We start from the raw sequence: 25072 nt of genomic DNA, 5'->3' as shown, positions 1-25072 counted from the left end.
CCAGAAAACAGACAGCCAGAACGCCTCGCGCCCCGGGCGACATCAAATCGGAATGGTGGGCGAGATCATCTCGGAATCCTGGGCGAGATCAAATCGGAATACCCGGGCGAGATCTTCGGAATCAGCATCAGCGTGGAAGCAAATGCGCCGGTCAAGGAACAGCAAGAGACAATTATTCATGCCTGCAATGCTCTCCTCGGCACCGTCGTCGCGGCCAATGAACTGCTCGGGTTTACGTCCGCCAGCGAGCAGCTCGGGAAACGGGTTGACGAGTTCCAGGCGGCTGGCTGGTTCAAGCGCATCTAGGTTTTGCTTCCCGCCCGCCACGAATGCGGAGGAAGCGGCTCATTGACAAGTAACGTTGAGCACAGCGAGCGGTTCGATGAGTGGAAGGCCACCGCACAATGGGCAATGTGGCCTTGATGCGAAGCTTTAACCACAGCGTGATAGGCTTGCAGCATGAGGCCCGAAATGGAGCCCACGCACCTCCTTTGTACGCGCGGCAAGTTTGACGCTGATGATTGGGCGCCGGAGCTCGACGGGGGCGAAGGCTTTATCGTCGCACACGTCACCATCGATCCGGAAAGCAACGCTGTTTCCTTCAGCACAGATGAGAAGATGAGCCTTCTTCTGCACGACGAATTCGAATACGCATGGCGGACAATGACGCCCGAGCTCCGCGCCCAGCATGAGGCGAAGCAGAAAGCCGAGTCCGCCGAGGTCGATGCGTTGTTCCGAAGGTACGAGGCCGAGCGCCCTCCCAACTCAATCGAACGACCGCTAGGCCGTCACGAGAAGTGAAGAATCCCGCGCCATGCAAAGGCACGTCTTAGGGTTTGCCGGCTAGGATCGTCGTCAATGCGGGTTTCAAATGAATTGCGGTTGGCAAGAACAAGAGAGTCTCGTGAACGGAGCCGCGAGACACGCCGTCGCTTCAACGCTATGACGCCAGCGGCGCGGTCCTTTTCTAGCTTCTTTCGAATGGAACCAATGCTGGAAAGGAGCGGACAGCAGACTTCCGGTCCGTTGTGAAGCCGTGCAGGCATGGGGCGCCGCGACCTGTCCTGAGCGCCGCAAACCGGACGCCAAAGACCGAAGTTGCGGGATCAACGAGGGTGGAGAGTGGAAGCTGGGAAAGCCCCGACGAGTCGTCGGCTTGCGGCCGGCCCTTAATGTTCGTGGGCTGAGTTCTGCGCGTGTCGAGCATCAAGCAGCTCCTGCGCCAATCGGACGCTTGGAGACGCTCCGGTCTTCTCCTGCCAGAAGTGCGATCCCGCGGCCCGCGCCACCGGTGCGAAATCTCGCTCCGTAAGAACGGAACTCGCGAGCCGCTCACCGAGCTGCGCGACCTTTTTCTCTTGTGCGGCTTCCTTCTTGGCTTCCTTTTCGCCTTTTTCTGCGGTCTGCGCCCGCTTCACCTGCACGCCCAGTAGAGCACCCACGGCGGCGAACGCGATGGCTTCAACGGAATTGAAGATGAGAAGCATCCGCGTCCACCGCGCATCGGTATCGTCGACGTGGTTCCACAATGCGAAGACCGCAATAATCCAGATCGCGATCAGAAGAACCGCCACCCCCGTCCCAACAGGCCCGAGAGCTTTGGGCGCTTCAACTTTGCCACCATCCTTGTTTTTGCTGTCCTTGTTTAACGACCCGGTCGTGGATGTCGCTACGTCGCTCATGGCAATCCTCCGTGCGTTACTTATCGCCGCTATTCGTCGAAAATGGCCATCCCACAGCGTACCACGACCGTGTCGGACGATTAGTTTGGCGACTTCCCCGAGATCGCGATCTGCCGGGGACCTTTCGGCACAGGGATCGTCGCAACGACAGCCTTCTTGTCAAGATCAACGACAGAGATGTTGTCCGACCGGGAGTTGGCCACGTAAGCAAATTTCTGATCAGGCAAAATGGCAATGCCAATCGGCTCCTTGCCCAGACCCACCCGCGCTGTCGCGGTTTTGGTGACCAGATCAATGACCTTAAGGGACGCATCCCCATCGGTAACAAGAGCCTGCTTTCCATCAGCGGGGATCGCGATGCCGCTAAGCGTTCCGTCAGGGATGGCGATTATGGCCGCCGTCCTGTGGTCGGCCGTCTTAATGGCAGTCAGCGATCGAGGAGTGCCGACGAGAACGTAAACATGGGCGCCGTCGGGAGCGACAGCAAGCGCGTCCGTATGCTGCCCTACGACAATTCTGGTGGCAATCTCTGATGTTGCGGCGTTGATGACAACGACCGCGTCGGAAAAGCAGTCGGTCGCATACACGAACTTGCTATCCGGAGTTACAGCAATTCCGCAGGGCCCGCGCTTCTCGTCGGATATTTGCACGGCCTGCCTGCGATTGCCGACGCGGTCGAACGCGACCACGCTTCCCGACTCCCAATCGGCTACGTAGATGTTCTCGCCATCAGGCGCCATCGCAATCGCGCCGGGCATACCGGCATCAATGCTGATATCCATATCGCGCACGACTTTCCTCGTGCCGGTGTCGACAATGGAAACGCGGCCAAGCAATCTCCCGTCGGAAACCCAAATGGACTTGCCATCGGGCGAAGCCGCGATGTTGATCACGCGGCTCCCGGCCGCGAGTTTGACGTTTCCAACGACTTGGTGCGACGCCACGTCGACGATCGTAATCGTCTCATTCTCATGAACAACGTAGGCAAAAGGCTCTGATGCCGCAGATTGTGCGGTGAACAGGGCGCCAAAGAAAACACCAGAGGCCTTCAAGAGCCTCGCATTTATTGGGAACATCGATCCTAAAGACAACAAGAATGTCATGATCACTTCCATCGAAATTTAAACCCGTCAGCTCTTGGCCGGCCGAACGCAAAGTCAGTAGGATGGCGGCCGCGCCGAGCGACAGCAAAATGGAGTTCACCGAGAGATTGCAAAGCAGAATCGCACGAAACCTCACAAATCCAGCAGTTCAGTCCAATGAAGGGACTTAATGTCCGGTCACTAGGGCTTGTTGTTCTGCCATGAGCCGTAAAGCGGGTTTGGTAACAGGAAATAATCCCGCCCGAACACAAGGTCCGGCGTTCCGCCGGTACGCGCCTCGGCCTGCGTCGTTTTCGGCAGATCAAGAATGTTGTCGCCGATCCAGAGAACGAATTTATGCGGCCGGCTCCAGGAAGCACGAACCGATCCGTCCGTGTCGCGCGACCAGCAGCCGGCGGCGTTGTCCTCGCTGAGGAGACGGCGCCGGCGATCCTTGTCGTTCTTGTAGCCAAAGCGCTGCCATTCCTCGCCGTTCGCCGCCTGCGTATCGACGCTACGGCGACCGAGGATGCAAACTTTGCGGCGATCGTCCCGCATGCCGAGCCGAACAAGATTCTGCCGCGCGGCCTCTTCAAGATCGGCGTCGCGGTTGCTGATGATGGCGATCTTGCCGCCGTTGCCGAGCACGTAATTGACAAAATCGATTGCCCCCGGGATCTCTTTGGCGGCGCCGCGCATCTCCCAGGCGCGCCAGCGCTCGGCAACAAAGCCCAGGCCGAGATATTCGTTCTCAAGCTGGCCAAGCGAATTGTCGAAGATGGTCTCATCCGCATCCAGCGACACCACCCAGTTGGGCCCGTCGCCCCCCGCCGCGCGGATGGCATCGACGCGCTGTCTCGCCATCTCGTAGATATAGCGCGAGATAAGCGGAAACTCGGCCGAGCGACGATACCATTTAAGCGCGGTTGTCATCGCGCCTTTCGCAAGAACGGCATCGCCGAGATCGGGAACCGTCAGTTCGACGGCGATGGGGCAATGGTCGGACGCCGGTGCCGCCTCATAGACCAGCTCCTGAAAACTGTCCGCCTTGAAGAGCGCGAAGCTCGCGGGGTTGAAGACGATGAAATCGATGAATTGCGGAAACGCAGGCTGACAGCGGGCAACCGTATCGCGCCGCACCGGCAGGTGCAAATCGCGCAACGGGTCGCCCGGCGCATCAATGCCGGTCCAGAATTGCTCCTCGGCCTGCAGGCGCCGATTGAAGTCGCCGAGCAGCATGAAGGGAATGGCGTCTTTCGCCCGGTCATCGACCCATTTTTTTAGAACTTTCTGCTGCTCGAAAAGGACCTGGCAATCATTGTCGCCACCGCCCGGCACTGCGGCCGGACAGCCGGATTTGAGATGGACGGACAGAAGGCGAAGCGGCGCACCGGCTTCCAGCGTGATATCGACGCCATACCGGTGACGGTTGCCATTGCCGATGTCGAGGGCGGTCAAATCCGGATTGCGCGAATACTTGACGGTCTTGCGGATGGCGAAGCCCGTCCGCTGCGTGATGATGAATTTGTCCGCCATGCCGGTGCAGGACCGCGCGTCGTCCTGGTCAGGATTGCGTGCGATCTCCAGCGACCACTCCTCCGGATTGAAGACGCGGCCGAGGGCCTGCTCGTTCTCGACTTCCTGAACGGCAATGACATCCGCATCGAGCTTGGCCGCATGCCTCTTGAGCGCCTCATAGTCCGCAGGATTGCGCGGCCGGCAGCCCTCCCCATCCGTGTCGGCGAGATGCTCCATATTCCATGAAGCGAGTTTCAGGGCTGACGCCCGGTCAGGGACCGCCGTGATGACGATCGCAAGCACAGCTGCGCAGCCGAACCTTAGTCGGATGTTCATCCCGGACCTCCCAACCGACACCGACCGGAAAAGGTAGAGCCATTTTATGATGCTTATGTGAAGTTGCAATAGGCTGACGCCTGTGCCGCGCGTCTGGCTTATTGCTCCATGAGCCCGGTCCCACCCTGAGAACCCCGAATAACGCTTTCCCCTCTGGCGGGCTCACCTCAGAGAGTGTGCTGGCGTTCATCAGTCTACGACGGTGAAAAACCAAGCCTCGTCATCTTTCAGTTGAATTTTTTCTTTCGCGTGGTTTGATACAAGCATAGTCAATGGAATTGCATTATGGCCGACGAAGACGACCCCGGCAGCGTTACCGTCATCAATCTTGACCAAACAACAAATTTCCACACCGCCAGTTTCCCACATGGCGGACAGGTTCTCGTTATGTCGCTGCATCCAGGCGCCGCCATCAGGATCGGCGATCAAACGCTCAACGAACCGGGCGACGTACCCATGCCGCCGCGCATGAACGTTCCTATCACGCTCTTTAGGGTCAAAGAGATCACGCAATACTCCGCTTCACTTCGCATCGAGACATTCGCCGGCTGATAAACTCGGGAGCAGCCCATGAAATTTCTTCTTTTCCTCGCCTTGGCTGTTTGCGGCATGAGCGCTTCGGCCCATGCCGCCGGGGTTCGGATCGCGAGCTGGAACATCGCCAATCTGGCAAGCGGGCCGGATAAGGCCCTTCGTGGCTTCAGCCGTCCCGCGATCGATTACGAGACCATTAAGAACCATATTCATCTGCTGGGCGCCGATATCATCGCGCTGCAGGAGATAGGCAGCATGCCCGGCGCCAAACGTGTGCTCGGCGAAGGCTGGACGATCGCCTTCGAGACGCGGTGCCAGCAAAACGCAAAGCAATGCAACGATGACAATGACGACATCTATACGGCCATCGCCTATCGCGACGGCCTCGCGGGCAATCCTTCCGTCTTTCAGGTGGACGAGCTTTCCATCAACCATACCGACGAATGCGGCTCGACAAGGCCGATACGCGGCGGCGTGGGCGTCAAGCTCGACATCAACGGGCAGACCACCTGGATCTTATCCGTTCATCTCAAGGCCACTTGCAAGGATAACAGCGTCGAGCCAGGGACGCAGGATGACTGTGTCACGCAGAAGAAGCAGTTCGAGGTTCTGAAACAGTGGATCGATACCCGGCCGGCTTCCGATGCCGTCATCGTCGCGGGAGACTTCAACCGCCGCTTGCTGACGTCCAGCGACAATATCCGGCGCGACATTCTCAGTTCCTACGGCACCAAACTGAAGATCCTTCCCGATGAGAAAACGCGAAGCTGCTGGGGCACGCACCGCTTCGACTTCCCGGCGCTCCAGGCGGAGGCGAAACGCAACAATCCGGCATTCGACGCGCAGGGCGTGACGCCGCGCATCTATTCGCCGACCAGCAATTTTGGCATTGACCACTTCGTCTTAATCAATTCCGGGGCGCAGCGCCTGATCGCTGATCAGATCGAAACCGACGGCTATTACCGATTCGAGAAGCCCGGCGAGACACTCAAGACATGCACCGGCGAGATGCTTGTGCAGGGCAACCGGGCCCTGACATTCGGTCAAAGCTATCCGAGCGACCACTGCCCGATGCTTCTCAGCGTCGAGTGATACGACGTGTCCGCAAGTGCGCAGCGCCATGTAGTGATATTGATCCACGGCTCTGACAGAAACGAGATCGCATACGCTGGCCGATGAAGGCTTTATCCCGCAGCCGACGAAGCTGTGGGCGCTTCGATCTGTTCCGATCTCGGAACGGCTCATCGAAGGGGCTCGTTGAGGCTTCGGCTGCTTCCAGTCTCGCAGATCTTGGGCGCGCGATCCGTCGGGCTATCTTGAACGGAGTCGCGTCTCCGCATCCCATTTTCCATCCTTTCTCGTCTATCGGCCCTGGGAGAAACAATTCTACTTGGAGTGCCGCCTAACGAGCGCCATGGAGTACAAGAAGGCCGTTTGCATGTTCACGATGGCCAGCACCTGTTCGTCGACGGTCTTGAAATATTTCCGCTGATCCAGCTCCGACAGCAACTCCGCCGGGCGATCTTCGAGCACGTGCCGCTCTTCCGGGCAACTCGCCATGATCTCCTCGGCCATCATCCGCACTTGGGTCTGAACAACCTTTACCCCGGAATCTTCGGAAGGCGCGGGCCACTATTCGGCTTGGCACCCAGTTGCGAGCCTCAGTCACGCAGTCGTACCAGTTCCGGAGTGTCGGGCCGAGCTGGTCAACAGCATCGGCGTGCGCAGGAGCAGAGGCCGCCAGAAGAACGAGTGCTGAAAGACAGACTCTCATCGCAATGATCCGGTCTCTGGCCTCATGAGACTACGTTGAAGCGAATCGAATGCATTATTCAGGAAAGTATCGATATGCGAGCCGAGGTTGTCCACCGCCGACGTTTTTCCAATATCCGCGCAACTTGCGAGATGAGTAGGCCGGATCGTTATCCTTACAGCACTTCGGAATCTGTCGAACGTTTCTCCAGCCAGTGTGAGGCGGACAACCGTACCGATCCGAAGCAACGTGCCACCGAAGTCCTCGTTAAGTCATTTAAGGCCGCAAGCGCCTGCGGATGTGTCAAGATCGCATCGAGCGCCTTGATCACCTTGTAGGCGGGGCCGACAGCTCTTGCTGTCGCCGACATACCGCTCGGCAATTTGGGACGCGGCCTCGGTTAACGCGTCGTCCCGCTCGAGCGTGCGGAGTCCGATCGCGTTCAGATGATCCGTGCAGGAGAACGGATTTCCCTTCGAGTTTGCCGGGCCCGCGGCACAGATCTGAAGCGCTTTCATCCGCACAGCCCGGTAAACCGGAACGAACTCCCGAGATCCCCTGGTCAGGCCGCAGAACGCGATGAACGACGCCTTAGGGTTCGATAGCATATTGTGGCCAACAATCGCGCTCAGTTCCGAAGAAACACGAACGCCTGCTTCATTTCGCAGACGAACGCGAGCCCGTCGATCTCGTCATCCCAGGAAGTGGCCGTCCCAACATTGCAGGGGAACTTGACGCGCGATTGAGCGCTAGTTTGGTCTCGCAGCGAGAGACTGTGCCAGCACGGCGCAAAGATCAGTAGGTGGCTCTGTATTCGCATGTGGCCCGCCAGATTTCTGTTAAACGGCGCCCCATGATAAGAACAAGGGCTGATACGGACGTGACATGGGGCTCTTGTCGAATCTGCCTCGCGGCGCATCCGCTTCGCGGACGGGACACCACTCGCTCACGCTCACCGAGCCACGCTGCGATTTGTCTCGGCCCTTCGAGATGATGCTCCCTCACGCTTCTTAATGTATTGCTCGAACTAAGTAGGGATACCTAGGCGCCGATCCCGGCCGCTACGCCTTCTCCAAACCCCAACCTGTCCATTCCAAGCGGTTCTGCAATGACCGCGTTGCTTCGGCCATCCAGGTTGCGCGTTGCGATTGCTGGGCCTTGCGAATGTTAGCTTGGACGTCGGGTGCGCTTGCATCGACGATCTGTCGCGCCACTTTTATGGCGAATGAATTGGAAACATTCCTGGCAGGAAGTCACGAGAACGCGCAACGACCTAACGTCGACTACGCATATGTCGGCGTGATCTTGATAATGCTGATCTGCGGCGTGTTCGTGTGCTCCACGAAAGTGATGTGATGCCCACAATCGATGAAAGATAGCGCGCCCTGGATTTCCTGAACCCAGCACTGCATACCCCCATTTGTGATGCGGTAGATCACTCCGCTCAAGCAGGCGGTTTCCGCAGGGGTGAGATTAAGTGTCTCGCGGACCCGGGTCAGAACTGTGCACGGACCAATTGTCGTCTTTCGCATTCTTGCGTCCTAGGCCTTTATGGATTCGAATTGAAATTCTCTTGCACCGTCAAACGCTGCCGCGACGTTGCGGCGAACCTCGTCGATCCGATTTTTGCGCGCGTGAATACCGATGGAGTGGGTAAGAAGAGCAAATTCTGTCCAGGAGACCATGACGGCTTTCACCTTGCCGCCACTGCCCCGCAGATAAAGGCGTGGCAACTGATCTTTTTTGGCTAGATCGCCGTAGGGCTCCTTCAACGCATCTCCTAGCGGCTTCGAGACCCGAACGATGGTCCGCCCTGCCTGCAATGCCTCGTTAAGCCGGTTATAGGCCGAGCGGCTGCCCTGCGGACCCGACAAATATTGCAACATTTGGAATGTGTGGCTGGCCACGATCACGGAGATTGTTCGCTCCGTTTCAGGGTCTATGAGGAGGATAGCTTTGCTCGAGGCCCCGAGCCGGCGGGCCAGTCTTGCGGCTTCGTGCTGGACAAAATCGACTGAATCGCTCATTCTCCCCCCTATATCTTGTAGCTCACGATGCAAGGGCCGCTTCTTATGGGCAGTCTGACCAGAGTTCCATTTTAAGGTGGAATTCATTCTTAAAGCAAAAATGACGTCGAAAGCAAGCAGGCGTTGTGCGATTTTAGGTAAAGTGTGCAGTGCGATACAACGATATGATCAACCTGGCCGTCTGGGGGACAGATGCAAAAAGAGGTAACGCCGCTTAGCAAGTTGGACTTCGAACGCGAAGCAATGGATCAAGCAAAGCAGCTTGGATTGTCGTATGACCGATCCAGGCTTGAGACCGATTATCGATCCTATGTCTCTATTGTGCCAATCATGAATAGTGCCGAGATCGTCGTAGAACGCTCCGACCGCGGCCAATTGGAGCTAAACGTGCGACGCAGGATGTCAGAGGGCCCTACTCTTTAATCATTCAGCGTCAGAGCAGTTCTTCACCTACGGCTTTGCGCAATGCCGTATTGATGCGTTCTGATGCTCGTTGCGATTCGAGCCTTGTCTTCGCGCGGCGAATGAAGTCGCCGTAGTCACACAACCCTGCAATCGTCTCCTTCGGTGTTGAAAAATACGCACCGAACAGCATTTCGGTCAGCGCATCCGACGCTTCATGACTTGTTCGAAGGAGTTCTTCCAGCTTCTTTCTGCAAGCGGCGTCCCACATTCCACAGTCGAGCATGATCAGTTGAGTCATAATATCCCAACGTTCAAATAGGAGATTGCCCTCTAGATGTGCCGCACGCGTCCGTACGGACAATTCCTGCGCATAGGCTTGCACTTCCGCTACGTCGAGAAATGTTCCCTCCGTCTCACGCCTCTCGTTTCCATAAATCCCCAGCGCGTGAAAGTGAGCACGCAGCCAGCGCGCGGTGAGCTCATCTTCGCCTTCATAAAACAGTTTCTCGAAGATGGCCTTAGAGTGCGGGCGTAACGAGGCATCTCCTCTGACCGCGTCGAGCAGGATGCCAGCAGCCGCGCGGACAAGCTCATGCATCGGTGTTGTCGCGACTGTCTCGGTATTTGCCGGTCGCTTCAAGAAAAGGCTGAGGCCGGACCAGGCACGCATCCGCGCGTCTTCTGACAACTCCGAGTAGATTTCCGAAAGACGCTCCAGGAGCGGGACGAGGGTTTCCGCGGCTTTGTACGCTTCGAGTGCAACAGCAAACTGGGCCGACGGTTGTGCCAGCAATAGATCCAGCTCCTTGCGCGCGATGAATTGACGTGACAGACCAAGCCGGAGTGTAATCGACAATGGTCGCCGGCGGCGCAGGGCGTTTATGCTTATCTTCCCAGCAGGCTTCCGGTCGCTGAGCGATGGAAAGAGAAACTGAAGGAGGCGTCGTGTGCCGTCCTCCAGGACGACGCCGGGAAAGGTGGCTGCAAGTCGCTCCTGAGGTGTTTTCCGTTCCCATGCAAGCCGACGGACAACCGCGGCTTCAGAAAATAGTTCATCGCAAAACTCATCCGGTCGCTGCTTGATCGCATCGACGATCTGCGGCGCTTTGACAAGAAGTGTGCAATAGGCAAGAAGATCAATCCAGTCGACTTCACCCTGGAGCATGCTGGCTAGGACGTGAAAAGTTCCTAGCAGCCGACTAATATCGCGCAAAGTCGATATGACCTCTCCGACGATGATCTGAAGGAGTGCCCTATAGCGCTCGTTGGAGCTGAAATTGTCGGGAACGCTGCAGTCTAACTTGAGTGCAGCCAACTCGTCCGAGATCATCTCCCCTATCTCTTCCGGAAAAGTCAGCGGCAAGGGAATTTGAAGCTGTACGATTTTCTCCAGGTAGGCGCGGCCGCTCTCTTCACGCTTATCGTATTCGGCACCAACACCCAACGCCTGGATGACGCGCCGAGGATCGTAGGCGAGTACGTAAGACATGTTGGGAAAGTCCGCGACCGCTCGAATGAGTTGCGCCAACGTGCGGATCTCCTGGTCTTCGATTCGGTCGACCTCGTCGATTAAAACAATGATGGGAGTCGACATATTTTGCAGTTCACTGGCGAGCCGTTTTCGGAGGGCCGTCAGCGACTCCCGGCCTTCAATGAATTGCTTAACGACCGCCTGCCCCGCTTTTGCGGCTCCACCGGCGGTCGCACTGACAGCGCTTACAAGCGTTGCGAAAGATTCTCCGTAAGCTACGAAGGTCTTCACGACGGCTTGTACCTCGGGCTTTCCTTTCTCGTGACTTTTCAGTGTACGAATTAACTCGAGTAGAAACTCCTTGATCAAGCCATCCCGGCCGGACACAAGCCAGGGATCAAACCGCACAACAATTGCAGCGCCATCGTAGTAATAAGCGATATGTTCCTGGAGCAGATTCAGGATCGATGATTTTCCGCTACCCCAAGGCCCGACGATGCCGACGGCAACTTCGGTGGCTCGACGCGTTCGTGGGTTGATCAGTGCGCTTTCCAGGCGGCGCACAAATTCCGAACGTTGCAAGCGATCGCTTTGGCGCTTGCCAATCGGACGTTCCGGCCGCCCAAAGATCGGGTCACTCATGCCTCTAAAAGCCTTCGGTTTACAGAAGGTCGCCGAATACGGCCTTCGGGTGCCGGCGCGAGCTGGTAGAGCCCGCGCGCAACACAGCTATCGCGATGGCACGCAATGGCCAATTAGCCATGGGCGGCCAAAGCGTGTAGTCAATAAGATCGCCTTGGAATTTGGACGATCATCATGGGGATCAGGCAACAACGATAGATATTATGAGGAATAGTGCTCTATGGTACGGCATTAAAACATTCGTTGACAACCCCTGGGTGAACTCACGCGACCTTTCCTGGAAAAGTCGTCAGGTTCGTCACCGTACCGCTCGAGGCTGCGACGCCCCAAAGCCGATTAACTCGGAAATTCTGCAGAAAATGGCCAGTACCCCCGCCATCTGACACGCACTGGCCGATTTGCGAGCTGATCCACTGGGCGAGCGGCTCTAAGGTTCCTCCCGATTGCGTTGCCCATCGCAGCTTCCGTTATTGCGTGCGTGGTGAATGGCGCCGGGGCATTGACCGCCGACGCGACATCCCTCGCTTTTCATGATCTATCGCTTGCCTGGAGCGCTTGGTCCCGAGTGGTGTGCCAACGCTCCGGCGGGCGCCCAGCTGCCGCGGCGGATCTGGCCGAGAACCCAGTCTTGGGATAGCCTTGGCCGCAAGCAACGCCCTCTCGCGGTGGGAGACAGGCATGAGGACCTTAACGCGCGCGCTGTGCTGGGGGCTTGTCGCGCTATGCCTGAATGCTCAGACCGCGACGCCGCAGGATGAATACCACTCATCAAGGCCGGGGCCGGGTCGAACGCCGGAACGCAGTCCCAACGAGTATCCAAGAGACGCTGAGTGCGGAGGTACCGACCGGTCCTATTACGATGAAATGTTCGGTTCGACCGGAAGAGTGGTCTCGCTCCAGGAAGCTCAACGGGTTTACCGAGAAACCAAGGGCGCGGGCTGGCATCGGTGTGGCTCGTGCGGCCCGAACAAATCGATCTGCTGGCCGAACAAAGAATATTTCGCTTCCAACAGCCCGCCAGGTGATCGCTTCAACAGCAACAGTCCGCCGCAATCAGGCCCTGCGAACCCGAACCTCTCATGTCGAGGAACATACACACAGTGCTTCGGGCATCAGAATGCGCCGCCACGCGCGCCGATGGAGCCCGGCCGCAGTCCGTCGATAGACCCGCGTCGCCAACCCGCAGTCTGTGAACGACCGCGCCGCCTCGTTTGCGACCTGAGACAGCTCGCTTCCGAAGTCTCAAAACGCTACGACCGGAATAGCCGCCAACCCATTGGCCTGACGGCGGCCACTCGCATGCGACGCACAGCCGAAGGTCTTGTCTCATTGCCGACCGACCGTCGTCTGTATCTCGTCACGCTATCAGGCGTGGAGCTTCATCAAAACGGCCAGCCAACGCCTTACTTCGATGACGCTGTGAGAGAATGGATGCAACTCCGGAGCCGCTATCGCCGCTCCGTCATCGACATCATGCGTCAATACGGAGCCGACGACGACACGCAGTATTTCGTGGCGGGACACAGCCTCGGCGGCGCGGTGGGCTTGGGGGTCTCCGCCGATGCGGCGATGACCAGTTCCGGCCGCCCGATCGACCGAGTGGTGACCTTCGGAAGTCCTGTGCTTGACGCGCGCTATGGGCCGGCGACGCATTGGGTGCGCGTCGAAGCCGACGGTGATCCCGCGCTCAAGCTTCTCGCCCCGTCAAGGGCGGAAAGTTGGTTCCGATCCCCGGACATGACTGGTCGAAATTCGAGTTCAACTCGCACGCGGTTTATGAGGACTCGTCGCGCCTTGCCGAAGTCGACTTGAGAGGTTTTGAACGAAGCGAACAAATCGACGGTGCGGATTGCCTTTGCCTTGACGAGAGAACGGCTTCTTTCGACATATTTGACACGGGCCCGATATCTTCTGATGAAAAGTGCGGGCCTCTACCGCCTGTCGCCAACCCTCGGTTTAGCGCCCAGCAAATCTCTCGATGGCAGACCCAATGGAAGGGCGGGGAGCTGCGATCCGTCTCGGAGGAGATCGGCGAAGCCGCCATGGATAGCATCGCGCGCGACCGGGGCTATGAGCCTCTCATCGCTTCGACAGCAGCGAGCTCACGGCCTCAGGGATATGACGGGGTGTATTTCGATCCCGCAACGCGTGAGATCGTGATCGGCGAGGCCAAAGGCGGCTACAACGGCTCGCAACTCGACGACATCCTCGGCTGCGCCTACGGCTTCCGCCAGGGCACGCTTGAGTGGGCCGGAGAGGCCGCGAAGCGCATCATCGCGGATCGTCGGCGCCCCGCCTCCGATCCCCAAGAGCTTGCCAAGCGAGAGCTGGAAGTGCGCCGAGCCGGTCAGGTGATGGCGGCCATGCGCGGACAGCTCCCGGGTGGCGTCAGGATCGAGGTGTTTCACACCGAGCATAACCAGGGGATACCCGCGGTGACACGCCATTACGTCGTCGGACGCACGCGAACGGCATCTCCCTGAGCGGCCGTCCTCTAAATCACATCGTCGCTTCAGCCACAAAGCCCAACATTGTGTCATTCGTCCGACAAGCAATCTCGGCTTGCGACAGCCTGCAAGTGCCCTGCAACGGCAACCGCTCTGTTGGTTTCTTCCCGGCCTGGTCCGCAGGGAAGACAAAGAATCTGAACACGTCGAACGCTTGTTGAGATCCCTGTTGTGCGGCTTGCGCCACCTGCGTCCCTTTGATGTAAGTTTGCAGAAAGTGCCATGTCCCGGCCGAATCCCGGACAACAAAGGTGATACTGGAAAGATTCTCCCTGAACGTATTGATCACGATCTTCGTGCAAACCGCTTCCGCCGATCTGGCACCTTCCGTCACGATGGCCTTGCAGCTTTTGGGACGTAACTCCAGACTCGCTGACGAGCCTTGAGCCGCAACTTCACCTTGCTGAGAGATCAGCGTCAACGTCAAAAGCAAAATCAGCACGACGCGACGCATCATGACTGCCTCCCGAAAGCACTCTTTGCTCAAGCTGTGCAAGCCCCGCTAGAATTACCACTGTGCTGTAAGGATTTCAATTTGCGTCGCGCACCCACGAAACGTTTGCCGGTTGTTGCGACCGAATTCTAGCGTCAGCTTCTCCAGCCAACGATTGCGGTAAGAGGTGGTCCCAAGAGCCGCCGGGATACACTCAGCGTCGCGCGTTAGAAAGCTTGCCAAAAGAGCCTTCTAGCCACCTCAACCGCCTGACGAAGCGCCCGCCAAGCCTCACTCCGTTGAGGAGCCGCCCGAAATTTGCGGCTGATGCAAGAACCGTGCGCTAAGAGTATGCATGCGCTGGCGGCGCGCCCGCTTTGCGGACCGGGCTGTCATGAACGGAGCCGCGCCAAAAGTGAAGAGGCGCGTCTCTGCCTCCGGCTCCATCCCTCGCGCGAGGCATAATGTATCGCTCGCCGGGGGCGCTCGGGAAGGCGGCTCGGGCTGTTGGCCCGAACGCTATCACTCCCGCATTCCCGGGAGCCGCAAGTGACCGGTCTCGCGATTGCACTCGGTCCCGCGTCCCGCCGCGCTGCGTCGGCGCTATGCTGACGCTCCTGCGGGTGCATTACTGCGCTCCGCGTCGCGGCTGATCGCCGCGGTCGCCCGGCTCGCTTCACGGCGCCGGGCGCGTCCCAAACAACTTCGCCAACTTATCGAGCCCCGGTGGAAGTCTGAGCGCGAAATCGTCGGAGACCATCTTGCGGCAAGCATGTGAGATCCGCAGCGCTGCTTGGCGCAGTTCGTTGAGGACGGCCGGATTAATATCGTGCCCCGCCTGAAGTTGTCTGGCGAAGTCCGAGGTTTGCAGCAATCTCCCGAACCTGACCATCTCGGCTTCAACGGCCTCGCTCTCAACAATCGCGAGCGGTCCCCAGTACAATCTCCAGAAAATCGATTGCTGTTCGACCTGGTCGCTTGCCGGCGCGGGTTGCGCGATCCGCGCTGCGGCGGTCGACGCCTCGGTGCAATTCTTGAGCCGCTGTTCAAGAAAAGGTTTGATGGCTTCTCTTTGAGCCGCATCGGCATATTGCCAAATGCCCCAGAGCGCCGTCAGAAGTGCGCCTCCGGCCGCAAGAATTCTGAACCAATGATCGAAGCTGTCCCAAAATCGCGGCTTCTTGGGTGATGCTTGCCTGGCGGCGATGGCGGTTGCCAGCTGATCGATGAACTTGTCGAACTCGATCTCTTGCTTCAAGTCCATTGCTGAACCTCCTGCCTGCGCCGCGCTCAGGGATAGACCTGCTGGCCATTCTCGCCGCGAAGCTGCCGCGACCAGAGGCCGCGGATGCGCACGGCGACTTCTGCGGGCACGGCGCCGAGATGTGCCTGCGACGCCGCTTCCGCGCCGTGGGTCAGAACCCAATCGAAAAATGCCAGCACGGCAGCCGTCCTGCGAGGATCACGCGATACTTCATGAATGAAGACAAATTGTACGTCGCAGATTGCCGCGGCGTCGCCTCGCCCAAGCGAGAGCTGTGGCGGAGGCGGCCCCTTGTCGACGCCAAACATGAGAACACACTTTGCGAGCGTATCCTTGTCAGGTTTGATGAATTTGCCATTTTGATTTGCAATGAGCGCGGTCGTCAGTCGGTTGTCGTTGGCGAAGCGGTGATCAACATAGCCGATGGCGCCAGGCTTCTGGATCACGGCAGCCGTCACGCCTTCATTGCTTTTAGCGCCGGTGCTCGCCGGCCATTGGATCGAAGAGTTGGTGCCCGCACGAACGCGCCATTCCGTACTTGCCGCCGAAAGATAGGCCGTGAATGCAGAGGTTGTCGAAGATCCATTGCTCCAATGGACCGGATGGACGTCGAGATTGGGGAGGGTCAGTTCCGGATTTAGCGCCCTTACCGCGCGATCATTCCACTTCTTGATTTTCCCAAGATAGATGTCGGCCAGAACCTGGCCATCAAGCTTGAGAGCTTCGCGGGTAATTCCCGGAAGATTAATGACAGGCTCGATGCCGGAAACGGCGATTGGCCATTGCACCAGCTCCAAGCGGCGAAGGGAATCGAAATCGAGAGCTGCTCCTAGCCCGAAGTCGACGGTCTTGGCCTGAATCTGGTTGATCCCGGCACCCGAGCCTAAGGATTGGTAGTCGACGGTAACGCCGCTCACTTTGCGGTAGCTATCGATCCATTTGACCATCGCGGGAAATGCCGTCGTGCTACCTGTGCCGGTGATGCTTTCGATTTGACCGGGAGCTTTTGATCGCGACTGACCATGAGCCGACAATGCGGCCACGGCCATAATCACGCATCCGATCGAAAAGACGAGATGCGCTGAGCATCTCGATGACGTGCACGACGAAGCTCGCATACTTCGCTCCTCTGCTAACCAACTGTCGCGCTAATACTGAGTTGTCCTAAAGTAGAGCAGGTCGTCAACTGATTGCAACCAGAGCAAGAATTGGACGGTGCCTTGGCTGGCTTTCCGGACCCTCCTCGGCCATCCTCGCATTGTCATACTGGTCCTGGCGGCTGATCGCCGCCATTGTTTCTGCTCAGGGGCGCCGCCCCTCGCGCGCGCAAGGCATCCCAACATGCCGCGCCGCATCCACGCGCATCCCTGAAGGGAGCCCTCGCGCGGAACCTCGGCTCGCATGTTCGGAGCCTCCTTGCCCTTGCTTCCCCCGGTCTCGCCGACGGGCAGAGGTTCATGCGCGGCGTTCGCGCAGAACCTCAGCCTTGAAGGAGTGCCCACCATGAAACTTCTCACCGAACAGCAACGCCGGGAATTGCTCGCCAACGGCGCCGCCAATGCAGGAAAGGAGCGGACAACGGATTTTCGGCCGGTCGTGAAGCTGTTCACGCCCTGGGGCGCCGCGACCTGGCTGCTTACCGAACTTGATCCCGAAAATGAGGATATCGCCTTCGGCCTTTGTGATCTGGGGATGGGCAGTCCTGAACTCGGCAGCGTCAGCCTGTCGGAAATCACGTCCTTGCGCGGCCCGATGGGTCTTCGCGTCGAGCGCGATCTTTATTTCACGGCTGACAAAACGCTTTCGGCCTACGTGGACGAAGCCAACCGCGAAGGCCGGATCGTCGCCTAAGTAAATAATCAAAAGTCCGGCCGCGCCCCACGGGGCGCGGCTTTTTTGTGTGGTAAGCTGTTTGAAGATAACGCAGGGAGAGAAAGCATGCCACGGCGAAGTGCGGCCTCCATGGCCGGCTCAGTGCCCCGGGGATTCAGTGGCGTCGAAGCCGTTATCGATGAAATCGAGGACGAATGGCGCCGCGCGAAGCGCGGCGGGCGTGAGCGCCTGCTTGATTTTCAGTGCAGCTACGCAGGCCGCTTCGTCGAGAAGCACGCGCTTCGCTTCTGGCTGCGCGTCCGCGCGCTGGAATGGCCTGCCCCCGCTGCGCTGTCGCTCGCGTCCCGGCTTTACAACGTCCATGTCCAGTGGGACACGGCTCTGCATAAACATACTGGCGGGCGTGCGGGTTATCCGTGGGCCGTCAGGCGTTCATGGCAGCCGCCCGACTTGGGGCTCTGATCCTTCCCGCGACGAAGTCGGGATGACGGGCTTCGCGTTAAACGTGATCTATATTTCACGGCCGACAAAGCACTTTCAGCCTGCGCCGACGATGCCAGCCGCGAAAGCCGTATCGTCGCCTGAGGGCGGAGCCGAAAACCCGGCCGTGGTTGCAGAATTGATCGTGAGCAAAAGCTCATCGCATGCGAGAGTGCGTATGTACGGGCACGACGGCTAGTGAGCAGCGGTCGCTACTTCCGGCAGTATTCGGGCCAGAGTCGCCGCACATCTTCGGGAACGGCATCCTTTCGCGGACAAGGCTTGGCTTGCTGGCGCGTCAAGGCGCCTCCGAGCTTCTGCCAGTCAATGAAGGGTGAAGAGCCGTACCGCTTCTCCTGCGTTGCGTCGTTGTGAGCGACGTAAAGAAAAAACGCTGCCATTCCAGAAACCGGCACGCTGTACATTGGATGAAAATGATAGACCCACGTGAATTCGCCCCGAATGAGACTTTCAAACATCGTGAAAGGCAACTGCGCGCCCGTTGCCAGCGCGCAGATCGTCAAGGAAGTGGAAACGCCGCTATGAGAGAGGTGGGTGATGCTTCGGCCAATGGCCCTGAAGGACTTTTTAAGTAGAGACAACGGACATAATGGTAGAACGGGTAATGGTTCGCCCCCACAGCCAACCTCTTTAGAGTAGAGAAAATCGCCCAGAACCTGTCAACCGCCAAACATCTCCAATGCTTTCACCCAATCGTCCTCTGGCGCTGCGCAAGACGCACGAAAAAGCGCCAACAACTGCGGCCAGGCGAACGCAAAAGAAGACAGTGCCGCGAAAAACCAGCTGCCCAGAAGTACCAATGGGATTGTTCGAGACGCTGAGGATCCCACGTCATTTGTATACTTTTCTCCGCCACCAAGAATAGCCGGCAAGAACGGGCCCTCGCCATCTCCTTTCAATTGGACAGTACGCAGCTTCACGACACGGTCCTTGCCATCCTTCGCATTTTCAAAGTTGATTTCGGTATCTGCGGGAGAAAACTGATTCTCATAGATTGCCGAAACGGCAATTGCAGAGTTCTTTGCGGCGGAAATCGACCAGAAACCAAACGCGCTAATGCAACTGCCCACAATGCAAATTAGCAACATGAACACCTCAACTTGCAGCAAAGACCAAAGCAGCGCATCTGAGTGATTTGATGTCGAATAGCATCGAGCAAAGTGAACGAACGCCGGCGATCCTGCGGAGATCTTCTCGATGATTTCCAGCTTCTTCTGGATGGTGAATCCGTAGGTGGCGTACAAGAAGCCATGGATCGTCAATATCCATGTCAACCGATTGTTGATAAGATTGTCCTCGTGCCGCGCGTATGAGCGGAATGTCTCATAAAAATCGAGCTGATGCTTCAGCGAAGTCGTCCAATGATCTCCTCCAGACGAAGGGTCTCTTGTAGCTAACCCGTCGGACAAACCCGCTTGCTGGGTTTGAGTTGCGCCTGCTTCCCTATCCGATGGCTCTTGCGGCGAGCCTTCGTCATCTTTGCTGATTGTCATCATTGTCCGACCATCATTTTTGGGCACGCCGCGCAGAACCAAAAACCGCGAAACTTCTGCAGTGGGCGAGAAGATCCACAACGCTGCGTGCTAATGTAAGGGACATTTGTTTCCTCGATCCATGATGGGTCTCGCGTAACGCTCTAGCAGATGGGTCGGCCGCGGCAGCCAGATTGGAGACTTGGTCAATCGCAAGCGACCCTCCCTTAACGACGCAGAGGGTGACTAAGCGGGCTGTCTTCACGGCGGTCATCTCTCTTCGTTCTGCGCGTCAGCAAACAGAGCAGCCGGATTGATCGGGAGACCCTGCCGACGGTGCGACAGGCGGCAACACCGCTCGCTTCGTCGCTTTGCTCCTGCAGCTCCGCGCCGCCAGGGCAGCTGAAGGTGTTTGCCACCCGCCTCAATCACCATCGACTCGAAGGCTCCCGACCGGCCGCGATATTGCGGACGTCAAACAAAACCGAAGGAGATCAACATGAACAAGAACACCACCAGCACCAACGCCCCCTCGCATCTCGTCTATGTCGTGACCGGCGAAGGAGAGTCCGCCACCTGGACGCAAGTCGCGGCGGCCTGGAAGCACAGGGATAACGATGGCCTCAATGTCATCATCCCTCCCGGCATCATGATCTCCGGCAAGCTTGTCGTCCGCGCCGCGAAGACGGCATCGTAAGCAGGGGCGAGCCCCGCCGCGGCACGCGGCGGGGCTCTTTCAGTCAAAGCTGCTGATCCCGCTCCGGAAAATTCTCGCCGGGAAGCAGGCGATAAAGATGGTTGAATTCGGTGCGCGTGAAATAAGGCGCCTGCTTCAACCGCGACGGATGACCCTTGAGAATCGTCACGATTATACTGCGGGGCAGTCTGATTGCTTCATCCGGCATCAGCAGCTGCCGGCGCGTGGGCTGTGAAAGCTGTGCGCTCTGGCTCATGAGCGCGGTGCGGTTGCCCTGTGAGCGTCCGCGAACACGGAGGCCCACCTTGAGAGCCGTCGCGATATCGTACTTCGCAGGATCATCAGCGAGGGATTTATGAGCTTCGGGCAGGCCACCCAGGCCCAGATAGAATGGCGAGCCCGTGGCTTTCCTGACCTCATCCTCGCGAACCATCCGGGCAATACTGAAACCGATCGAGACGGCAATCGCTTCCATGATCAGAAGGAACACGGCAATCGCGCCCAGCACCGGCAGGGCCGGCTCGATCTTTGTCAACGGCCAGATTATCAGGGAAAGCACAATGATCGCGACGAAGCCGGCGACCCACAGCGCAGCCCAAAGGACAGCGCCGGCCGCGGCGAGAAGCAGAATAGCGGCCACAATAATGATCGCGATGCGGATTCCGATGATCCCATAGACCTTTCTCGCCCAGACCGCGAAGGGACTGTCCGATTCAGCCAGGAATTTCGCCACGTCCAGGATGATAAAGCGGAATTCGCTTTTCCAGATCAGCTTTCCGACTAATTTCAGCGGCGGGCGGCTGACGATGAGGGAAATGACGAGCGACAGAGCGGCGGCCGCAACGGTCAGCACCGTCGGCACACCGACGACCAGCAGGATGGTCAGGTTGGCGAGCTGGTAGAATCGGTCGGAAAAAGGCAAACGGAGCGACGCCGAGAGAGCTGCCAATGAAATTGGCGACAAAGGAAAACATATAGCTGATGAGCAGGATGCCAACGGCCAGCGGAACGATCTGAATCGCGACGCCGACGGGCGTCAGGCTTCTTCCGGCAGGACGCGCATACCAGAACAGGAATATCGCGCAGATGCGGTAAAGGATGCTCGTGAAGGTGCCGAGGTAAGTATAGAGTTCCCCGCGCGAGATGACGCCTTCCTGATAAAGCTGCTTCGCGGCTCCCACGGGTGAAATCGGATATTCACCCGTCTGGGACTGCGTCGTTATGGTCTCGGTTCCGAGATATTCCGAGAGGTATTTTGCGGTGTCGTAATCGCCGGTCCCGAAAAACTGGACGACACCGCTGTTGGAAATGAAGGTTGCCCATTCGTTGTAATGGGCCCTGAGTTGCGACAGGTCCTGAAGAAAGGCCCAGATGCGGATGCCTTCGCCGGCCATGAGGCCGAGCGCCCGCGCGATCATGCTGAGGCGCCCTACCGTGCCGAACTCGTCGAGCATGAAGTGGACGGGGATCTTCGGATTGGCCCTGGCGACATCGGCGATCGCGCGGGACAGGATGAGGCGCATCCAGCGGCCGTAGGTATCGAGCAGCTCCGACGGCAACACGAGATAAATCGTCGTGTTGCCCCCGGCGAGGTCGGCGAGGCGAAAGCCGTCGCCGTCGAGACTGGCCTGAATTTTCGGATTGTCGAGAAAGCTCGTCTGGGTGATCGCGGTGGAATAGATCGAGGAGATTTCATCCGTCGGCTCGTCGGCCGTGAAACGCGCCAGCTTGCTGGCCGCCAGAAACGGCTCCCGCATCTGTTCTTCTTCGGCGTCCGCGTTGCCCGCGGCCGCCCGCGCCCAGTTCCGGCCGATCCTCGGTATGGCAATGGCGCCGCGCACGCGGGCCAGGGACGGCACGCGCGCCTCGCGGAGCGCGAGTTCGATCTCGAAAAGCAGGAACCCTTCGATCAGGTCGAGCGCCGAATTGTCCCAGTGCGAATCCCGGCTTCCGCTGGTGACGACCAGCGCCTCGGCGAGGTTGCGGATGTCTTCGATATCTTCCGGCGTCATCCCGACAAGCGGGTTGAACCGGACATTCTCTTCCATGGTCCCGCCCGAGTAACGGGCGACCCCTCCGAAGGGGTCGAGCACGTGAACGGTCTGGCCCATCGCCCGGCGGGCCTCCGCCGTCCGCCAAGCATTCTCGCCCTTGGGGTCGAGAACAAGGCAGGAGCCCGACCAGGTCAGGAGCGTCGGGATAATCAGGGAGGTGCCCTTGCCGGCGCGGGTTGGCGCAAAAGTAATCAGATGCTTGTCAGGGGCGTAGAGCGCCAGTTTGCCGTCATCGGTCCTGCCGACCGTGACCAGCGGCTTGCCGCGGACGTCCTTGAAGTGCGCGGCAAGCTCAGCCGGCCAGTCATGCCAGCTGGCGGAGCCGTGGGTCGTCCTGTCGGTGCCAGTCGCCATAGGCTGGAAAAGGGAATTCGAAAGAATATGTCGGTCATCGAAACGGCAGATGCGTCAAAGCGGGCGACGATCTGACAAGAGACTGTAACAATCGGATGTTGAAGTTTCGATGACAGCTACCGGAGCGATTATCCGGCATGCGGTTGTATGTGCATCGCACACATCCCGGTGTGGCGACGAAAGTAAGCAGGACACCCCCGGAATTTGGTAGATTGAATGCCTGCAGGAAAGAAGAAAGAGCAAACTATCTTGCAGTTACGCAAACTCGCTTTGCGAGTTCGCTGCGGGCCGGAACGGCCCGGAACGAGGCGGCAGAATGCGCCTCCAAATCCGACAAACCATATCATAACCGGGGCCAAAGCGGGCGCTCGGCAGGGAGCGTGCTGTGCCGACGTTTCGGTATTCGCAGAGCTATGTCACCCGTGGGGCCGGCAAGAGCGTCGTCGCGACCGCCGCCTACTATGCCGCCGAGAACCTGCGCCAGCAGGGTCGTGGCGAGGCTCAGGCCAATGCGGCCTACCAGTCGGGCGAAAACCTCAAGGCAAGCGGCAGGGCATTCAATTTTGAGAACAAGGCCGGGGGTGTCCTTCACAAAGAGATCCTCGCCCCCGAGGGCGCTCCGGAATGGGCAGGCGACCGCCAGGAGCTCTGGAACAGGGTCGATGCCAGCGAGGTGAAGAAGAATGCCCGCCTTGCCCGGAAACTGGTCATCAGCCTTCCGAGCGAACTGTCGGTTGAACAGAACGTCGCACTCGTTCGCGACTTCCTGAAAGAGCAGTTTGTCTCGCAGGGCATCATCGCCGACTTTGCGATCCACGCGCCGGACCATGACGGCGACTCGCGGCACATACATGCGCATGTCCTCCTCACCCGGCGGGAGCTGCGACCGGAGGGCTTCGGCAAGCTCTTTCGCAGTGCCGAACAGGGAGCGGCGCTCGCGAATGACCGCAAGGCTTGGGAAGGCAAGGTCAATGACGCTCTTGAACGGGCCGGCGTTCACGATCGCGTTTCGGCAGACAGCCTCTATGCCCGTGGCATCGTGCGGGAGCCCGAGCCGGTCCTGGGTGATAAGGCCATCGAGGAAGAGCGCCGACAGAAGCACAGCAAACGTGGAACGCTGGACGAGCGCACCCAGAAGCGTATGCGGGAAGTCGCTGACATCCGCGAGCGCAATGCCCGTCGCGCAGAATATGACAGGAAGGGAGAGGCTCACCCGCGCAATCTCATGGAGCATTACTGGCGTGGGCGCGACCGGTGGATGGAGCAACAGCAAGCGTATCGACCGGGTCCGCGCCCGTGGCAACAACCATTTTGCGGGCGTGCTTGAAGGCAAGCTCGCCGAGGCCAGGCGACGGGCTGACGAAGTGGACGCCCCTTACAAGCGCAAGAAAGAGGATGGTCGCCCCCAGCTTTCAGCGCGTGAACAGCTCGACCGGCCATCACCGCCATCACTCAGGCGAAAGTTTGCGCCGCCCGGCCGTGCGGAGCTCGACCCACCCGCTCGCGCAATAGCCGCCGGTGGCGGCCGGTCGGGAAGCGGTGGCGGTCGATCGGGAGGCGGTGGTGGTCGTGGATCGGGCGCAGGGTCGGCTGGCGCTTCTGGCGGAGCCGCCCGCCCAACGTCGCTATCCTCCACGAAGTCAGGCGACGAACCAACGACGGCTACCCGATCACGAGAAGAGCTAAGGCAGCGTGACCCGGGAAAAGATTACGGCCCGTCGGAAACACCGGCGGGCCAAGAGACCCTGCCGCCAGACCGTTTAGGCCTCAACGAGGACAGAAAGCGTGGCGGCCGTTCGTAAGCGAATATGTTCGCACCACGAGCGGCGGCTATCTTTGGGTCGGACGAACAGGTCCGCGCGGGGCCATGGTCTGGCACATTGTGGGCGCTGACAAATCGGTGCAGCCATAACCGCGGCTGCACTTCTTTAACAGATTGTAAAGATTAACGGGGCGTTAAGCGCCGTCTGTTAGGCTGGCTGAATATTGAAGACGGATATTTGATGCCATTGCAGGGCGGATCACGAACAACATCACTGGCCTATCAGTCGCCAGGCGCTTTGAGCGCGGGAGAATTCAAGGCGCTGGAGGCCGAAGCCAATGGCCGTGGCCCGAATGCCGTTGAGGCCTCGCATGCTGCATCGGCCGCAAAAGCTAATCCGGCTGCGAAAGAAATCACGGGTGCTTACGGCACCCTCGCTGGCAATCTTCCCGCCGGCACTCACACATCTTCAAACCTAACTGGCAACGATGGTCGCGTACGACGTGGTGACGCAGGCTTTAATATCAGCAGCGGACTCGGCGCCATGGCTCTAGCGCACTTCGCTGTACAGCAAGGCGTTGGGTGGGCGAAGGACAAACCCGAGCTGCTGGGCTTGGGACCGCAAGCCATCCAGGCACTTGCCGATGCGAAGCTCTCGCAGGCCAGCTTCGAGCGACTTGAAAAGGACGCCGGATTCAACGCAAAGGATGTCGTCGACCTCGCGAAATTCGCCAAGAAGTAGGAC

General features: G+C 58.8%; 26 protein-coding genes. 12 read left to right on the top strand and 14 right to left on the bottom strand.

Translation table 11 applies throughout. The features are described 5' to 3' along the window. Together P0R31_RS37110 and P0R31_RS37105 are read left to right on the top strand one after the other, a co-directional pair. On the top strand, positions 1–306 hold a 306-nt coding region (locus P0R31_RS37110), incomplete at its 5' end, for a hypothetical protein (protein WP_275519940.1). A gap of 165 nt (positions 307–471) precedes the next feature. Then, positions 472–801 (top strand): hypothetical protein, encoded by a 330-nt coding sequence (locus tag P0R31_RS37105; RefSeq protein ID WP_275519938.1) that lies wholly within the window; start codon positions 472–474, stop codon positions 799–801. A 368-nt stretch (positions 802–1169) separates the two neighbouring features. Here P0R31_RS37105 and P0R31_RS37100 read toward each other — a convergent pair whose 3' ends face one another. From P0R31_RS37100 to P0R31_RS37090, 3 genes are all read right to left on the bottom strand, one after another. Beyond that, positions 1170–1682 (bottom strand): hypothetical protein, encoded by a 513-nt coding sequence (locus tag P0R31_RS37100; RefSeq protein ID WP_275519936.1) that lies wholly within the window; start codon positions 1680–1682, stop codon positions 1170–1172. Between the two features lie 80 nt (positions 1683–1762). Continuing rightward, positions 1763–2785, bottom strand: a complete 1023-nt coding sequence (locus P0R31_RS37095; RefSeq protein ID WP_275519934.1) for a hypothetical protein — start codon at positions 2783–2785, stop codon at positions 1763–1765. 180 nt (positions 2786–2965) lie between these two features. After that, positions 2966–4585: an HAD family acid phosphatase gene (locus P0R31_RS37090; RefSeq protein WP_275519932.1), complete on the bottom strand. Its 1620-nt coding sequence runs from the start codon at positions 4583–4585 to the stop codon at positions 2966–2968. Positions 4586–4903: 318 nt separating this feature from the next. Here P0R31_RS37090 and P0R31_RS37085 point away from each other — a divergent pair, with 318 nt between their 5' ends. Then, positions 4904–5170: a hypothetical protein gene (locus P0R31_RS37085; RefSeq protein WP_275519930.1), complete on the top strand. Its 267-nt coding sequence runs from the start codon at positions 4904–4906 to the stop codon at positions 5168–5170. A gap of 18 nt (positions 5171–5188) precedes the next feature. Then, positions 5189–6244: an endonuclease/exonuclease/phosphatase family protein gene (locus tag P0R31_RS37080; RefSeq protein WP_275519928.1), complete on the top strand. Its 1056-nt coding sequence runs from the start codon at positions 5189–5191 to the stop codon at positions 6242–6244. A 294-nt stretch (positions 6245–6538) separates the two neighbouring features. Here the strand turns inward: P0R31_RS37080 and P0R31_RS37075 are convergent, their stop codons facing one another. Next, positions 6539–6727 (bottom strand): hypothetical protein, encoded by a 189-nt coding sequence (locus P0R31_RS37075; RefSeq protein ID WP_275519925.1) that lies wholly within the window; start codon positions 6725–6727, stop codon positions 6539–6541. Between the two features lie 234 nt (positions 6728–6961). On the opposite strand from P0R31_RS37075, the gene P0R31_RS37070 reads away from it, so the two are divergent. After that, complete coding sequence (locus tag P0R31_RS37070; RefSeq protein WP_275519923.1) at positions 6962–7243, top strand: hypothetical protein; 282 nt, start codon at positions 6962–6964, stop codon at positions 7241–7243. A 945-nt stretch (positions 7244–8188) separates the two neighbouring features. Here the strand turns inward: P0R31_RS37070 and P0R31_RS37065 are convergent. From P0R31_RS37065 to P0R31_RS37055, 3 genes are all read right to left on the bottom strand, one after another. Continuing rightward, positions 8189–8437, bottom strand: coding sequence for a hypothetical protein (locus P0R31_RS37065; protein WP_275519921.1), 249 nt, complete (start codon positions 8435–8437; stop codon positions 8189–8191). A 9-nt stretch (positions 8438–8446) separates the two neighbouring features. Beyond that, positions 8447–8932 (bottom strand): hypothetical protein, encoded by a 486-nt coding sequence (locus tag P0R31_RS37060; protein WP_275519919.1) that lies wholly within the window; start codon positions 8930–8932, stop codon positions 8447–8449. Between the two features lie 433 nt (positions 8933–9365). Further along, the gene (locus P0R31_RS37055) at positions 9366–11450 is read right to left on the bottom strand and encodes a KAP family P-loop NTPase fold protein (RefSeq protein WP_275519917.1); all 2085 of its coding nucleotides are present in this window, start codon (positions 11448–11450) and stop codon (positions 9366–9368) included. Between the two features lie 1299 nt (positions 11451–12749). Between P0R31_RS37055 and P0R31_RS37050 the strand changes: the two genes are divergently transcribed. Further along, positions 12750–13262 (top strand): lipase family protein, encoded by a 513-nt coding sequence (locus P0R31_RS37050; RefSeq protein ID WP_275519915.1) that lies wholly within the window; start codon positions 12750–12752, stop codon positions 13260–13262. A 314-nt stretch (positions 13263–13576) separates the two neighbouring features. After that, positions 13577–13933: a hypothetical protein gene (locus P0R31_RS37045; protein WP_275519913.1), complete on the top strand. Its 357-nt coding sequence runs from the start codon at positions 13577–13579 to the stop codon at positions 13931–13933. A 16-nt stretch (positions 13934–13949) separates the two neighbouring features. Here P0R31_RS37045 and P0R31_RS37040 read toward each other — a convergent pair whose 3' ends face one another. The 3 genes from P0R31_RS37040 to pstS form a co-directional block, all read right to left on the bottom strand. Beyond that, positions 13950–14414: a hypothetical protein gene (locus P0R31_RS37040; protein WP_275519911.1), complete on the bottom strand. Its 465-nt coding sequence runs from the start codon at positions 14412–14414 to the stop codon at positions 13950–13952. 652 nt (positions 14415–15066) lie between these two features. After that, positions 15067–15654 carry a hypothetical protein gene (locus P0R31_RS37035; RefSeq protein WP_275519910.1) on the bottom strand — a complete coding sequence of 196 codons (588 nt, stop codon included), beginning with the start codon at positions 15652–15654 and terminating at the stop codon, positions 15067–15069. A 26-nt stretch (positions 15655–15680) separates the two neighbouring features. Next, the gene (gene pstS / locus P0R31_RS37030; protein WP_275519909.1) at positions 15681–16703 is read right to left on the bottom strand and encodes a phosphate ABC transporter substrate-binding protein PstS; all 1023 of its coding nucleotides are present in this window, start codon (positions 16701–16703) and stop codon (positions 15681–15683) included. Positions 16704–17157: 454 nt separating this feature from the next. On the opposite strand from pstS, the gene P0R31_RS37025 reads away from it, so the two are divergent. Then, positions 17158–17505: a DUF2958 domain-containing protein gene (locus P0R31_RS37025; protein ID WP_275519907.1), complete on the top strand. Its 348-nt coding sequence runs from the start codon at positions 17158–17160 to the stop codon at positions 17503–17505. An 87-nt stretch (positions 17506–17592) separates the two neighbouring features. Further along, positions 17593–17949: a hypothetical protein gene (locus P0R31_RS37020; RefSeq protein ID WP_275519904.1), complete on the top strand. Its 357-nt coding sequence runs from the start codon at positions 17593–17595 to the stop codon at positions 17947–17949. Between the two features lie 230 nt (positions 17950–18179). Here the strand turns inward: P0R31_RS37020 and P0R31_RS37015 are convergent, their stop codons facing one another. Continuing rightward, positions 18180–18491, bottom strand: coding sequence for a hypothetical protein (locus tag P0R31_RS37015; protein ID WP_275519902.1), 312 nt, complete (start codon positions 18489–18491; stop codon positions 18180–18182). 156 nt (positions 18492–18647) lie between these two features. Beyond that, the gene (locus tag P0R31_RS37010; protein WP_275519900.1) at positions 18648–19562 is read right to left on the bottom strand and encodes a hypothetical protein; all 915 of its coding nucleotides are present in this window, start codon (positions 19560–19562) and stop codon (positions 18648–18650) included. 397 nt (positions 19563–19959) lie between these two features. Here P0R31_RS37010 and P0R31_RS37005 point away from each other — a divergent pair, with 397 nt between their 5' ends. Then, positions 19960–20157, top strand: a complete 198-nt coding sequence (locus P0R31_RS37005) for a hypothetical protein (RefSeq protein WP_275519898.1) — start codon at positions 19960–19962, stop codon at positions 20155–20157. Positions 20158–20200: 43 nt separating this feature from the next. On the opposite strand, the gene P0R31_RS37000 is transcribed toward P0R31_RS37005, so the two are convergent. Further along, positions 20201–20590: a type IV secretory system conjugative DNA transfer family protein gene (locus tag P0R31_RS37000; protein WP_275519942.1), complete on the bottom strand. Its 390-nt coding sequence runs from the start codon at positions 20588–20590 to the stop codon at positions 20201–20203. Between the two features lie 280 nt (positions 20591–20870). Then, the gene (locus P0R31_RS36995) at positions 20871–22565 is read right to left on the bottom strand and encodes a type IV secretory system conjugative DNA transfer family protein (protein WP_275519896.1); all 1695 of its coding nucleotides are present in this window, start codon (positions 22563–22565) and stop codon (positions 20871–20873) included. 385 nt (positions 22566–22950) lie between these two features. Here P0R31_RS36995 and P0R31_RS36990 point away from each other — a divergent pair, with 385 nt between their 5' ends. Together P0R31_RS36990 and P0R31_RS36985 are read left to right on the top strand one after the other, a co-directional pair. Then, complete coding sequence (locus tag P0R31_RS36990; RefSeq protein WP_275519894.1) at positions 22951–23892, top strand: MobA/MobL family protein; 942 nt, start codon at positions 22951–22953, stop codon at positions 23890–23892. Between the two features lie 676 nt (positions 23893–24568). After that, positions 24569–25069 (top strand): hypothetical protein, encoded by a 501-nt coding sequence (locus P0R31_RS36985; RefSeq protein ID WP_275519892.1) that lies wholly within the window; start codon positions 24569–24571, stop codon positions 25067–25069. Positions 25070–25072: the final 3 nt, after the last annotated feature.

This window comes from Bradyrhizobium yuanmingense (assembly GCF_029167105.1).
GTDB lineage: Bacteria > Pseudomonadota > Alphaproteobacteria > Rhizobiales > Xanthobacteraceae > Bradyrhizobium > Bradyrhizobium yuanmingense_A.
This window is presented reverse-complemented; position numbering and strand designations above follow the sequence as displayed.